The 13,646-nt window shown below is 31.8% G+C and carries 10 protein-coding genes; 2 read left to right on the top strand and 8 right to left on the bottom strand.

Annotated features, from left to right (window positions below; genetic code table 11):
* On the top strand, positions 1-1,971 hold the full coding sequence (locus tag H0V01_00700) for a glycosyltransferase (protein MBA2581883.1): 1,971 nt from the start codon (positions 1-3) through the stop codon (positions 1,969-1,971).
* 374 nt (positions 1,972-2,345) lie between these two features.
* Here H0V01_00700 and H0V01_00695 read toward each other — a convergent pair whose 3' ends face one another.
* The 5 genes from H0V01_00695 to H0V01_00675 all read right to left on the bottom strand — a co-directional run bounded on the left by H0V01_00695 (position 2,346) and on the right by H0V01_00675 (position 5,837).
* Positions 2,346-2,795 (bottom strand): hypothetical protein, encoded by a 450-nt coding sequence (locus H0V01_00695; protein ID MBA2581882.1) that lies wholly within the window; start codon positions 2,793-2,795, stop codon positions 2,346-2,348.
* Positions 2,796-2,876: 81 nt separating this feature from the next.
* Positions 2,877-4,448, bottom strand: coding sequence for a hybrid sensor histidine kinase/response regulator (locus H0V01_00690; protein MBA2581881.1), 1,572 nt, complete (start codon positions 4,446-4,448; stop codon positions 2,877-2,879).
* A 190-nt stretch (positions 4,449-4,638) separates the two neighbouring features.
* Complete coding sequence (locus H0V01_00685) at positions 4,639-5,064, bottom strand: TraR/DksA family transcriptional regulator (protein MBA2581880.1); 426 nt, start codon at positions 5,062-5,064, stop codon at positions 4,639-4,641.
* 436 nt (positions 5,065-5,500) lie between these two features.
* Positions 5,501-5,647 (bottom strand): lmo0937 family membrane protein, encoded by a 147-nt coding sequence (locus H0V01_00680; GenBank protein MBA2581879.1) that lies wholly within the window; start codon positions 5,645-5,647, stop codon positions 5,501-5,503.
* Between the two features lie 46 nt (positions 5,648-5,693).
* Entirely contained in the window at positions 5,694-5,837 is a 144-nt protein-coding gene (locus tag H0V01_00675; protein MBA2581878.1) for a lmo0937 family membrane protein, read from the bottom strand.
* Between the two features lie 785 nt (positions 5,838-6,622).
* Between H0V01_00675 and H0V01_00670 the strand changes: the two genes are divergently transcribed.
* Positions 6,623-7,852: a M48 family metallopeptidase gene (locus tag H0V01_00670; protein ID MBA2581877.1), complete on the top strand. Its 1,230-nt coding sequence runs from the start codon at positions 6,623-6,625 to the stop codon at positions 7,850-7,852.
* Between the two features lie 359 nt (positions 7,853-8,211).
* Here H0V01_00670 and H0V01_00665 read toward each other — a convergent pair whose 3' ends face one another.
* The 3 genes from H0V01_00665 to uvrB form a co-directional block, all read right to left on the bottom strand.
* Complete coding sequence (locus H0V01_00665; GenBank protein MBA2581876.1) at positions 8,212-10,692, bottom strand: T9SS type A sorting domain-containing protein; 2,481 nt, start codon at positions 10,690-10,692, stop codon at positions 8,212-8,214.
* 69 nt (positions 10,693-10,761) lie between these two features.
* Positions 10,762-11,196: a hypothetical protein gene (locus H0V01_00660; protein MBA2581875.1), complete on the bottom strand. Its 435-nt coding sequence runs from the start codon at positions 11,194-11,196 to the stop codon at positions 10,762-10,764.
* Entirely contained in the window at positions 11,193-13,217 is a 2,025-nt protein-coding gene (uvrB, locus tag H0V01_00655) for an excinuclease ABC subunit UvrB (protein ID MBA2581874.1), read from the bottom strand. The genes H0V01_00660 and uvrB overlap by 4 nt, the downstream gene beginning before the upstream one ends.
* Between the last annotated feature and the right edge of the window lie 429 nt (positions 13,218-13,646).

Below are 13,646 nucleotides of genomic sequence, written 5' to 3'. Positions count from 1 at the left end.
ATGAAGCTTACTATTATCATTGTAAATTATAATGTAGAATATTTTCTGGAGCAGTGTCTGCATTCAGTATATAAGGCAATCCACAGGGTTTCTTCAGAGGTGTTTGTAGTGGATAACAATTCTGTTGATGGTTCTGTGGAAATGGTGAAAACAAAATTTCCTGAGGTAAAACTCATAGAAAATAAAAAAAACACAGGGTTTTCTTTTGCAAATAACCAGGCAATTAAGCTTGCCTGTGGAGAATATGTATTGTTATTAAATCCGGATACTGTTGTTGAGGAGGATACTTTTGAAAAAGTTGTTTCTTTCATGGATGACAATTCCATTGCGGGAGGATTAGGGGTTTATATGATTGACGGAAAAGGAAAATTTCTTCCAGAATCAAAAAGAGGTTTGCCCACCCCGGAAGTTGCATTTTATAAGGTGTTTGGGCTTTCCAGGTTATTCCCAAAATCAAGGCGCTTTGGAAGGTATCATTTGGGTTTTTTAGATAAAAATAAAGTTCATGAGGTTGAGATATTATCAGGGGCCTTCATGCTTTTGCGTAAAGAAACACTTGATAAAACTGGCCTTTTGGACGAAACTTTTTTCATGTATGGTGAAGATATTGATCTTTCCTACCGAATTATTAAAGCAGGATATAAAAATTACTATTTTCCCAAGACACGCATTATTCACTATAAGGGGGAAAGCACAAAAAAAAGCAGCGTGAATTATGTTTTCGTTTTTTATAATGCGATGATTATTTTTGCTCAAAAACATTTTTCCCAACAACATGCCAAAACCTTTTCATTCCTTATTAATTTTGCAGTATACCTTCGTGCCAGTGCTGCAATAATTAGTCGGTTCCTGAAAAAAACAGCGCTTCCTTTATTTGATGCATCAATTATTTTGATAGGATTGTTTTTGTTGAAAAATTATTGGGAAAAGGTAGTAAAAGTTGAACAGGCCCTGCATTTTGAGACAGAATTGCTAACAGTAGCTTTTCCTTTTTACACCTTTATCTGGTTGCTTTCAGTATTATATAGTGGGGGATATGACAAACCCGTAAAGCCGCTTAAAATTATTAAGGGTATTGGAATAGGTACAGGCGTTATTCTCATTGTTTACAGCTTATTGAGTGAACAATATCGATTTTCCCGCGCGCTTATTGTATTTGGAGCAATGTGGGCTGTTTTTTCTCTTGTGTTTTTTCGTTATATTCTTCATTTGATTAAAATAAAAGGCTTTGATCTTAATTCAGAAAAGAAAAAACGGATCCTTATTGTAGGGCATTTTGATGAATTTTCAAGGGTATCTTCTCTTTTGAAATTAACCGATGCTAATCCTTCATTTATTGGGAATGTTGTTCCTGATGAACAACAAAATGAAATTAAAAAACATCCTGAATTTTTAGGAACTTTTGATAAGCTTGAGGATATTTTAGAAATATATAAAATTGATGAAGTTATTTTCTGTGCAAGAGACATTTCCTCACATATTATTATTAATCAAATGGCACAGTTGCGCAATATTGATTATAAAATTGCTCCCCCTGAGAGTTTGTACATTATTGGCAGTAATTCTGTGGATACTTCAGGTGATTTATATAGCATTAATATAAATTCAATTTCAAGAAGTGCGAATAAAAGAAACAAACGATTATTTGATATTGCAACATCCTTGTCACTCTTGACATTTCTTCCAATCAATATTTTTTTGGTCGACAAACCATACAATTTCTTTAAAAACATTTTCATTGTTCTTTCTGGTAATAAATCCTGGGTAAGTTATGCTCAAACAAACAATGCTGAAAATTTTAAATTGCCTAAAATAAAGAGTGGAATATTGCATACTGCTGATCCTCTAAGGCATAAAAAACTTGATGAAGGAAGCATAAATAAAATGAATTTGCTTTATGCCAAGGATTACAGGATAAGCAATGATTTGAGCATTATTTTAAAATGTTTTAAAGAATTGGGAAGAAAGTAATTTAGAAACCAGATTTTCTTTTTCATAGAAAACTAGTCCTTAATTTTCTTTGCCCGATTTATAAGCTTTCAAACAATTATTTCAATAATTATTTCCATTTTTCTGAAATTTAACTTTCTGAATTTTTCCTCTATCCTGATTTAATAATAATTAGATTCAATAAACAAATGCAACTTTTAGATTGCGAGGTAAAACGAATATAAAAACAGGAGGAAAATTATAAAATTTCCCTCTCTTTTCCTTGGAAAGTAGTTATTTTACCCCGCAAGAAGTTGCATTATAACTTGAATTCAGCAGATAAAATCAGACAAAAGTTAAACTTTAGATACGAATTCTTTTTTTAGGAAGACTATAGACTTTATTGCTAATTTTTTTTATTCAAAGACCCCTTTGCCATCTATTTTTGCATCCTCTTTAAGATTAGTAACATCTAATTGAATTTCATCAAGTAATGTATTTATTTCTTTCTTTAAAAGATCAGCTTGATTTTCTTGGTTTTCTTGAACTGCCGTATTATAACTATCTATTGTTTGATTTAATACCAGTCTTTTAGCTTCAATATCAAGCCATGAACTCATTATTTCTTCTTGATTAAATTTTTCCTCCTGAATTAAATGTCTTTCAACAGAAGTAATTTCTTCATTAAGTTCTCCAATTCTTTGATCCAATTGTTCTACTGCTTGCCCAGTAGTTTTATCTTGTGTTGATTGTTGTTTGCTTTCAAGATGATCTGGATTATAACCAGTTTGACAAGCCAAAAATATTGTGATTGATAATGCACATAATATGTAATTAATTACCTGGTTTACCTTTAAAATTATCATGTCTTGTAAATTAAATTGTTAAATGGTTGGTTTGTTTAATAGGCAGTGATTTATTTACTCTATGAATACTTAATTGTATACTTAATTTATTTTAGGCAATTCTACTATAAAACTACTTCCCATATCCTTTCCTTCACTTTCCGCCCTTACTATTCCACCGTGCATTTCTACAATAGTTTTAACGATTGATAGTCCAATTCCAATGGATAACTCCTTCTCAGAGTGCCTTTCCCCTGATCTTACAATATTTGTAAACAATATAGCTTTATCCTCTTCAGTGAGTCCCTGGCCTTGATCTTTTACTTCAAAATATGCTTTTCCTTCGCCAGCTATTACATTTACATCAATAATGGTATCACGTTCGGAATATTTAATTGCATTATCAATCAAATTTCCCATTACCTCTTTAAGTCTTATTCTATCCCCTTCAACAACAGGATTACTTTCAATAAATAGTTTAAGGACTTGTCCTTTTTTTGATGCAATTTTTCTATAAGTTTTAATAACCTCCAATGCAATTTCAGTTAGATTAACTGGTTCTGTTTGTAGTATAATCTTTCCACTATTGATAATTGCTGAATGAAAAAGTTCTTCAATTATCTGATCCGTTTGTTTACTTGAATCCTTAATCATTGAAGATATCTTTCCTGCAGGTATTTTAATTTCATTATCTATACTTGAATTGTTTTTTAAACGCTCAACCCCAGCCATTTTTTCATTTTGAAAAGTGGTAGCTATGTTAATTAATTCATGTTGAAATTTAACAGCCATTTTCGATGTCAGCCTGAGTTCAAACTCATCCATTACAATTGCTGCCAGATCTGTAAGTATTTTTTCAGATGATTTATTTATTGTTCTGGATTCTTTGTCCATAATGCTTAAAGTTCCAAGTATATGGCCCTCAGGGGTAATTAATGGCGCGGCTGCATAAAAACAATAGGACTTATCAGAAGGAGAAAAAAAATCAGCAATAAATTTTTTTTTATTTTGCCCTCTGTTCTCAAAAAAACTATTTAAAGGTAATATAGAATGATTGTCAATATTCGTTCTTTCAATGTAATCCAGGATTAGTCCCTGAGGCGATTTGAACCATATCTTAGTTTTGTCAACAAGTGTTATTACAGCGACAGGAACATTGAAAAATCGTGCAGTAATTAATGTAATTCGATCAAAGCAATTGTCAGAGGGAGAATCAATTATTTCATATCTATTTAGGGCATTTAACCTCTGAAGTTCTTTGTTTTCCTCACTTTTTAAATTTTCATCAGTTTGTTGCCCAGATGATTTTAAAAGCAGACCAATAGTAGTACGTAATTCCTTGGAATTTACAGGTTTGGTTATAAATGTGCTGTTGTTTATTATTCTTGTTTTTTTTAGCAAAGCTTTATCTATTTTATTGCTTAAAAAAACTACAGGAATATTGTCTTTAATATATATATCCAAATATGGTTCAATGTTTTTACGGTTTTCTTTTTCGTTCAAATTCAAGTTCATTAAAATCAAATCCGGTCTAAACTGATTAATTTTCAATGCTGTTTCCTCACTTGTTTCAGCTACTCCACAAACCTCATAACCCATTTTATTTAATTGTTTATTTAAGTTAGAAGCAACAGTAAAATCATTGTCAACAATTAACATTTTTAATTTTTCCATAATTCAAATTGACTTGATAATAATCGAATTGTTTCAATCATTTATCCTATTTAATTTGGTAATCAAATTTTTGTTAGAATCTTTTGCTTCATGAAATTTAATAAGTGTATTTTGGCTAAAATCAATAAATTGAATTTTCGTTTAAATTAATACATTAATTAAGAATTTCACTCCAATGCGTATTAATATCTTAGCGTTCACTTATTAGCTTAGTCTCTATTGTTTGAGTTGTGTGTGGAACAATTCTTAATCTTTCTTTGGGTATTAGTTTTCCGGAAATATGACAAACACCATAGCATTTGGTTTCTATCCGTATTAAAGCATGTTCGAGCTGTTCAATAAATTTTTGTTGCCTGCTTGCCAATTGTCCCAACTCTTCCTTTGACTGAGTGTCAGAGCATTCTTCAAGATTTTTAAATGCCCTTGCTGTATCATCCGTACCATTATCATGGGTTTTTTTTAACAAATCGTGTAAAGCTTTAGCTTCTATTTTGGCATCAGCAAGTTTGTGCGTAATTAATTCCTTGAATTCTTGTAATTCAAGATCAGAATACCTTGTTTTCCCACTTTTAATATTTGTATCAACGGTTTGGATTTTTGGCGCTTCTACTTTAATCTTAGTCTTCCTGAATTCATTTGTTGTAGCAATCTTTTTCTTTGAGTTTGCTTCAGGTTTATCAGAATTAATTTTACTCTTTTCCAATGACTTGTTTACTGTTTTCTTTATGGCTTTCTCCGTTTTTGATTGAACCCTTGGCTTGTCTATACTTTCCATATTGTATTTTATGAATTTATTCTTGGTTTTAATTAATCTAAAAATTTTCTTTTTTTTATTAAACTTGTATCCTCTTGATTTTTTATAAATAAAAAACAACAATCAACATTAGTTTATGGTGATTCATAGTGGTTTTTCTATTTAAATTCCCCAGGAAAGCATTTGCTTGTTTATTATCTTTATGCAAACTTTTGGCCTTATGACAATGAATAAGTGCTCATCCATGAGGGAATTATAAGGTTTGTAAATTTTATTTTCAAAAAGAAAAGTCCTTTTATCAGGCTCCTCTTATCAACCTTAGTAATACGGCTATGACAGCGATAATAAGTAAAATATGAATTATGTTTCCTGCTTCATAGGCGAAAAACCCAACTGCCCAAGAAATTACCAGGATTACGGCAATTATATATAATAAGTTTGTCATGATTTCTATTTTTTAAAGTTAAAAAGCAATGTTTTTATTAGCAATTTCACCCCCTTATTAATCGTAATAAAACAGCAATTACTGCAACAACCAATAAGATATGGATAATGTTTCCGGCTTCATAGGCGAAAAATCCAATTGCCCATCCAATTACCAGAATTACTGCAATTATGTATAAAAGGTTATTCATAAATTTTAGTTTTAAGTTTCACTCATTTTAGATGACATAAAAAATCCTGCCAATTATTCAAATGTTTCCAAGGCCATAAATTCATTAAAGTATTTGCCAGTAATCCAGTCTGAAAGAAATCCGCCTTGTTGTTTTGCCTTATTTTTCTGTCAGCTATTAATAAAAGGAAATGATTTAAATGAGGAGTGTTTTCTACATATTGAGTAAATTCATCACAAGGAATTTTTGCCAATTTTATTAAATGAGAAAAAGAGTGTATTTAAAATATTAGTGGCATATAATTTGATTTTTTTTGTTAACTTATAGCCTAACTAATGGATAAGAATGAAAATATAGTCCTTGTACGTGTATTTAAAAATCCTGTTTTAGAAGCCTTAACCAAAACATTTGCAACTGTTACACTTTTAGTTTATATTCCTTTAATCCTGTTTTTTTTGTGATTGCACTCCCAAACTCAATCATCCTTTCTAAGTTCGCTTATGCTGCTTATTGCTGGAATATTCTCCCGGACCCTATTGGAATATATTCTGCACTGGTTTGTTTTTCATTTTATTACAGAATCCAAAATAGCCCTAAAAATCCATCATTTAAAAATTAAGAATATGGCATTATTAATTTGATTCTATTACTTGTCTTAGGGTTATTTATGTTTTATTTTTTTCTGTTCTGAGCAGTATAAAAAGTAATTTTTAATATTCGCTGGTTTTTGTATCGGTTATTATTTACATAACCTTGCTCTGTTGTATAAAAACATCTAATTTAGCCCTCCTTCAAATTAATTTTAAATGGAACATATTATCTTTTACATCATAATTGCCATAATTATTTTCAATTACCTTTTTGAACGCATATTAAATTACCTGAATATTAAGAATATGCATGATACACCACCAAAGGAAGCAGAAGATGTTTATGATGAAATTAAATACCGAAAATCTCAGGAATATAACAAGGAAAGCGCTATGTTTTCAATGATTACAAGCACTCTTAGTCTTGTTTTGATTTTATTCATGCTTTTATTCAAAGGGTTTGCCTTTGTTGATAATTTAGCAAGATCCTTCTCTGATAATCCAATTCTAATTGCAATTTTATTCTTCGGAATCCTTGGTATTGCATCCGATATTATTTTTACTCCTTTTGATTTGTATGATACTTTTGTAATTGAGGAGAAATATGGCTTTAATAAAACTACAGCAAAAACATACATTATGGATAAAATTAAAGGATATTTACTTTCTGTAGTTATTGGCGGAGGCTTAATAGCTCTAATTACATGGATATACCATGAAACAGGAATGTTCTTCTGGTTATACATTTGGATTACCTTAATTGTTTTTATGGTTCTTTCAACCATGTTTTATGCCTCTGTAATTATTCCCTTGTTCAATAAATTATCCCCATTACCAGAAGGCGAACTTAGATCTGCAATTGAATCCTATTGCAATAAAGTTAATTTTAAACTTGATAATCTTTATGTAATGGATGGATCTAAACGTAGTTCAAAGGCTAATGCTTTTTTTAGCGGGTTGGGTCCACGAAAAAAAATTGTTTTATATGATACACTCATTGAAAAGCATACTGTTGAGGAGCTAGTTGCGATTTTAGCCCATGAGGTAGGGCATTTCAAAAAGAAACATACTTTGCAAGGCATAATTATGGGTGTTCTACAAACAGGACTTATGCTTTTTATTCTTTCCTTGGTTATTGATAATCCTGCCTTAGCTGGTGCCCTAGGGGTTGAAAATGACAGTTTTCATATTGGAATTCTGGCTTTTTCACTGCTTTATTCACCACTTTCTTTATTATTAGGAATTATTATGAATGCAAATTCCAGGAAAAATGAATATGAAGCGGATAAATATTCAAAAGAAACGTATAATAAAAATGCATTAATTTCTGCACTAAAAAAACTTTCTGCTGATAATTTGAGTAATCTTACCCCTCATTCTGCCTATGAATTCGTATATTATTCACATCCATCCCTTATTAAAAGATTAAAGGCAATGAATAATTAGTTTAGGTAAGCAGATTTAATGGTGTTGGTAAGGGTTTTTAATGTTAGAACCGGTAAAATGGATAATGAGAACCGGTAATATTTAAAAGTCGGAAAAAAACAGACAACAATTAAATACTTTCATAGGTTTTTCTTTATAATAATGCTATTATTATTGACATTAATTGGCATTATTGTTAACTTTGGGATTAAATTAATGGCTATTATGAAAACACTAGCATGTAAAATATTGGTTCTTCTTTTTTTTATGTTTTGTTTTTTGAGTTTTTCAGGATGTTCCTCTTCCAAAAAAACAAAAGGTAGGAAAGTAAATTCAATGGATAGAATGATTATCCCCAAGAAAGGAAAATAAGTTTTTCTTTAATTTGATTTACTTAATTTCCCCCATTTTTTTCCTTCAAGGAAAATGAGTTCAACAATATAGATTCCATCAGGAAAAGCTGATAAATCAATTTGTGGTTGTTGTTCATGCTTTTTAACAAATAGCTTTAAAATTACCTCACCTAATAAATTGTAAACTGTAATTTCTTCAACCTGTTCTGTTGATTTAACAATAAAGATTGATGAAGATGGATTTGGAAATATGCTAAAATGAGGGTTTGGGTTTTCATTTGAAATGCTGTTAAGCGCATCATAAACGGCTATATTGTCAAGATATAAATTATTCCCATTTCCATTGATGTTTTCAAACCGTAAAAATACACTTTGGTTGTCTTTAAATTGATTCAGATTAATAATTTCCTTTCTCCATTCATCTTTTTTTGGAACAAAAGAAATTGTAACATTTTCCCCATTATTTGTTGAAAGAAGTGCATTGCCTTTTGCATAGATCCTTTCCCAATTAAGCATACAATCAACAGAAACCGAAACGATAAGTGAATCATGTTTTAGGGATGAAAACCGGGAATAAGCAACATCAAATTCTAAGGTTGGGGGAGAACTGCCGGTGAAATTTAAAGCCGGAGAAAGTAAATAATCACTCTGATAATTTGTATTGTAGTGAAAGTTTGTAATTCTAATGGAGGCACCATTCTCCGAAAAGCTACTGGCTACTTTTGTTCTTGTCCAACTTATGCTATTATCGGGGTTAATTCGATCCCAGCCTTCGGGAGGAAAATCCAATCCTTCAAAATTTTCTCTAAAAGCAGGGGAAATGGAAATAATGGTATCCATATTTTTTATTTTAAAATTCACACGAATTGAATCATTTGCCATATTTTGATCTATAGATTCATTTGGATTTGAAACAAAAGCAGTAAAAAAATTATCCCCAACTGTTACACCTATTGTATTAAGAATAAGGGTATCAAAATCACCTTGAATTAAATTTAGGGTAAAAAGCTGTTTGTGAGCCGGTAAATTATTGATTTTAAATTCAATAACTACTGAATTTATTGTTTCCAACCCAAAATTTTTAATTAACAAAACAGGTGTAATTGAATCAACACAAGTAATAGATTCATTTTTCGGAATTAGAGTGGCAATAATACCTGCATCTAGTGAAAAAGCTGGAATTCCAAAATCATAACCATTAAGAAAAGTAACTCCAGAGTTTATCGGGTCCAACCAATCTCTTAATCGCAAAGTATTGGAAATACCATCCCAGGAAGTGGAAAGTTTGCCATAATAATCTTCCTTGGGATTATCACATGTTGCCAGCCCTCCATATAATTGGCCTATAATTCTATGATTTTGATCAAAAAGTGGAGAACCTGATGAGCCTGGTTCAGTAGTTCCTTTATTCCAGGAGATTACTTTCCAAATTTCTGTCCCATCTATATTTTCACTAACTGTTGGTTTAATGTATTCAGATATTTTTTTTATATCCCCCTTAGGATGATGAATTGTAACTCCTTTTTCTGATTGATTGTTTTTATTTTCCCATCCAGAAAAATAGGCATTATAACTTTGGGGAACTTTATCAAACATCTCGAGAAGTAAAAAATCGGAAACAGGATTGTTTGCCCTTTTTTTAGCACCAGTTAAAGATTGAAAGGGTGGGGCTGTGGTAGGATTTTCACAATCCGGAGCTTCCCAGTTAAATCGAAAAATCCAAGATTCAAAACCGGAATTCCCACAATGATTAGCAGTTAAAATATAGGGTTTGCCATCAAGAGCAGAATTGTTTATTAATACACCTGAACAAAATCCATTTCCTCCGCTCACAAGCATTACTACGGATCTTATTTGCTCTTCCCAGGATTCACCTAATTTACAATTTACATTTATGTTGCATTGGCCTGAAGAGCCAAAATCACTTTTGCTGAATTTTAAAATGTCCCTATAAGCATGCGTAACGGTTGCTATTAATAATGAGCCCTTTATTTTTGCCTTTTCAGGTTCATAGTATTCCAATATTATTTTATCTCCCATTATCAAATCTGTTGCAAATTTTCTGGAAGAATGGTTGTTTAAATGAGTAAATGCACCAAGAATATGCGTTTTGTTTTCATTATAAATAAAAAGGAATGCTCCCGGGGGTAAATAATAATCCTCAAAAATTAAATTAATAGAATAAGCACCTGGTGAACTAATGCCTAATCGCCATATCAGTCCACTTTGCTTAAGATTTGTCCAGGTTCCGGAATTTTCTAAATTAAAAGCAGTATTAAAATTTTTACCAAATCTAAAGGGGCCTATTTTATTTGCATTTAGTGAATCGTCCTCCGCTAACATTTCCACAGCATTAAATGCAGGCATTGTATGAAAGTAGGGAAGGGGTAAGTTTATTTTTTTCTCCATGCTAAGGGGTATTCCTCCCTTGTTTTTCTGAGCAAAAGAGTTTGAAATAACAATAAAAACAAAAAGCAAGTAAGTAGTTAATGTGGCGAATAACTTCATACGCTAAATCTAAATTTAATAAGGAATATCCTAATTCAATTTACGACTTTTTGCTTGAAAATAAAAAACCTATATTTCTAAAGCATATTCAAAAACATCATTGAATATTAGTATGGTTTTTTTAGTGTTAGATGGAAGGGCATTTGAAATATCAAATTGTATTTTAGCAGTAATTAGTTCCCTGCAAGCATCTTCTTGCTGATGATTAACAAGAAATAAATGAATTTTAGGGGGAAGAGTCTTTATCAGAGCTCCAGAGGTATAAAGGCTAAAACTATGTTCCTTACAACCCCCACTGTAACTGAATGAAATTTCGATGGTTTTATCAGAAATCAGTTTAACTTCCTGAATTTGCATACGCGTGTTTTTTCCTTGTTTAGAAAAATCCGGTTCAACTATCACCTTTTCATGAAGAGGCTTATTTGATTTATCGGCAATTTTACCACTTTTACATGAAAAAAAAGTACAAGCCATTATTAAAGCAATAGTTGAAGTTTTAATCATTTTTTTGCTTTTAAAAGTTCCTGGTAACTGTATAGTTCATCTCTAAGTTTTGCAGCACCAATGAAATCAAGTTCCTTGGCAGCCGTTTCCATCTCTTTTCTTGTTTTAATTACAATTTTTTCAAGCTGTTCTTTTGGCATATATTGAATTTCCATATCTGCAGCAATACCAGGCTCAACAGATTCTCCGTAAACTTTAATATTCTTTGATTTGGAATCCGCCACAGATGTTTGTTTCATAATAGATTCCTTGGACTTGTTCATTTGAGCAGGAATTATGTTGTGTTCGTAATTATAAGCTATTTGTTTTAATCTTCTTCTCTGGGTTTCTTCAATGGTAATTCGCATCGAATTGGTCACTTTGTCTGCATACATAATAACCATTCCATTTACATTTCTAGCAGCTCTTCCAGATGTTTGGGTAAGTGAACGGGCAGAGCGAAGGAAACCCTCTTTATCTGCATCTAAAATAGCAACGAGTGAAACTTCTGGTAAATCTAAACCTTCCCTAAGCAAATTAACCCCAATAAGAACATCGAAAAGGCCTAAGCGAAGATCACGCAATATCTCAACCCGCTCCAGGGTATCTACATCAGAATGAATATACCTGCATCTGATTCGAAGCTTGGACATGTATTTGAAAAGCTCTTCTGCCATTTTTTTTGTCAATGTTGTTACCAAAGTCCTTTCATCCTTCTTTGTAACTAAAGCAATGGATTCAAGTAAATCATCTATTTGATTTACTGTTGGTCTAACCTCTATTACGGGATCAAGAAGGCCAGTTGGACGAATTACCTGTTCCACAACAATTCCTTCCGATTTCTCCAGTTCATAATCTGCAGGTGTTGCACTTACATAAATGGTTTGGCCAATCAATGTTTCAAATTCTTCAAATTTTAGAGGACGATTGTCCATGGCAGAAGGCAAACGAAAACCGTATTCAACTAAATTGGTTTTTCTTGACCTATCGCCTCCATACATTGCTCTTACTTGAGGAATAGTTACATGACTCTCATCAATGACCATTAAAAAGTCATCAGGAAAATAATCTAAAAGACAAAAAGGTCTTGACCCGGGAGGACGACCATCAAAGTACCTTGAATAATTTTCTATTCCCGAACAATAACCCAATTCCCTGATCATTTCCAGATCATAAGTTACCCGGTCTTCAATTCTTTTAGCTTCCAGGTTCCTTTGCTCTTCTTTGAAAAATTCCGATTGTTTTACCAAATCATCCTGAATTTCATAAATAGCACCTTGTAGTTTTTCTTTTGAGGTTACAAAGATATTAGCAGGATAAATATTTACACTATCAAAAGATTCAATGGCTATTCCAGTGGATGGTTCAAATGATTCAATTTTCTCGATTTCATCACCCCAGAAATAAACACGATAGGCATAATCAGCATAAGCAAGGAAAATATCTACAGTATCGCCTTTCACCCTGAAATTCCCCCTGTTAAATTCACCTTCTGTTCTGGAGTATAGACTGTTAACTAGGGAATGAAGGAACTTATTCCTGCTTATTACCTCCTTTTTTTGAATGTTTATTACATTGTGCTTAAAATCAGCAGGATTACCAATTCCATAAATGCAGGAAACTGATGAAACAATAATAACATCACGTCTTCCTGAAAGAAGGGATGATGTTGCGCTTAATCTTAGTTTTTCAATTTCATCATTTATTGCGAGATCTTTTTCAATAAAGGTATTGGTGCTAGGTATATAAGCCTCAGGTTGATAATAATCGTAATAAGAAACAAAGTATTCAACTGCATTATTAGGGAAAAACTGTTTAAATTCTCCGTACAATTGTGCAGCCAATGTTTTATTGTGACTTAATATTAGAGTTGGTCTATTCACATTCTCTATAACATTAGCTATAGTGAATGTTTTCCCTGAACCTGTTACACCCAGTAGTGTTTGTGCTTTAGTCCCCTCCTTTAGTCCTTCAACCAATTGCTTAATTGCTACTGGCTGATCTCCGGTTGGGCTATAATCTGATATTATTTTAAAATCCATTGTAAATTCTTCTATACAAAAATACGTTTTTCATAACAGTTTTATTGCATTTTGATTCTCTTGCCTTATTATGTAAAGATCTTAAAGTCAAAAAGTATAAAATTATAAGCAAGACTATGAAAAAAGAAATCGCCCTAACCCAAAATCTGGCTTTTTCCAATGCTTGAATTAATTTGGGGGTTAGAAATACTTAAATAAAAAAACCGCCTCGTTTTACGAGGCCACTGAAAAAGCTAATCCCGAAGGGATGATACAATTATAGATTAATATTTTTAATTCCAGTTCAGCCCCGGAGGGCAATGTCATTAAGTTAAGGATTAAAACGCTGGTTTATAATTAGTAAACGTTTTGTGTTTACTTTTAGATTGCTTGTTTTTCACTACCCTAGGGTAGGACCTGTCTTTCCTTACTGGTAATACTTCCCTGATA

This window comes from Bacteroidota bacterium (assembly GCA_013696965.1).
Lineage (GTDB): Bacteria > Bacteroidota > Bacteroidia > JACCXN01 > JACCXN01 > JACCXN01.
This window is presented reverse-complemented; position numbering and strand designations above follow the sequence as displayed.

What these genes read in the sequence shown, in the direction of transcription:
- H0V01_00690 (MBA2581881.1), bottom strand. Translation starts at nt 4,448, where the DNA reads ATGGAAAAATTAAAAATGTTAATTGTTGACAATGATTTTACTGTTGCT.
- H0V01_00680 (MBA2581879.1), bottom strand. Translation starts at nt 5,647, where the DNA reads ATGACAAACTTATTATATATAATTGCCGTAATCCTGGTAATTTCTTGG.
- H0V01_00700 (MBA2581883.1), top strand. Translation starts at nt 1, where the DNA reads ATGAAGCTTACTATTATCATTGTAAATTATAATGTAGAATATTTTCTG.
- H0V01_00695 (MBA2581882.1), bottom strand. Translation starts at nt 2,795, where the DNA reads ATGATAATTTTAAAGGTAAACCAGGTAATTAATTACATATTATGTGCA.
- uvrB (MBA2581874.1), bottom strand. Translation starts at nt 13,217, where the DNA reads ATGGATTTTAAAATAATATCAGATTATAGCCCAACCGGAGATCAGCCA.
- H0V01_00660 (MBA2581875.1), bottom strand. Translation starts at nt 11,196, where the DNA reads ATGATTAAAACTTCAACTATTGCTTTAATAATGGCTTGTACTTTTTTT.
- H0V01_00665 (MBA2581876.1), bottom strand. Translation starts at nt 10,692, where the DNA reads ATGAAGTTATTCGCCACATTAACTACTTACTTGCTTTTTGTTTTTATT.
- H0V01_00675 (MBA2581878.1), bottom strand. Translation starts at nt 5,837, where the DNA reads ATGAATAACCTTTTATACATAATTGCAGTAATTCTGGTAATTGGATGG.
- H0V01_00670 (MBA2581877.1), top strand. Translation starts at nt 6,623, where the DNA reads ATGGAACATATTATCTTTTACATCATAATTGCCATAATTATTTTCAAT.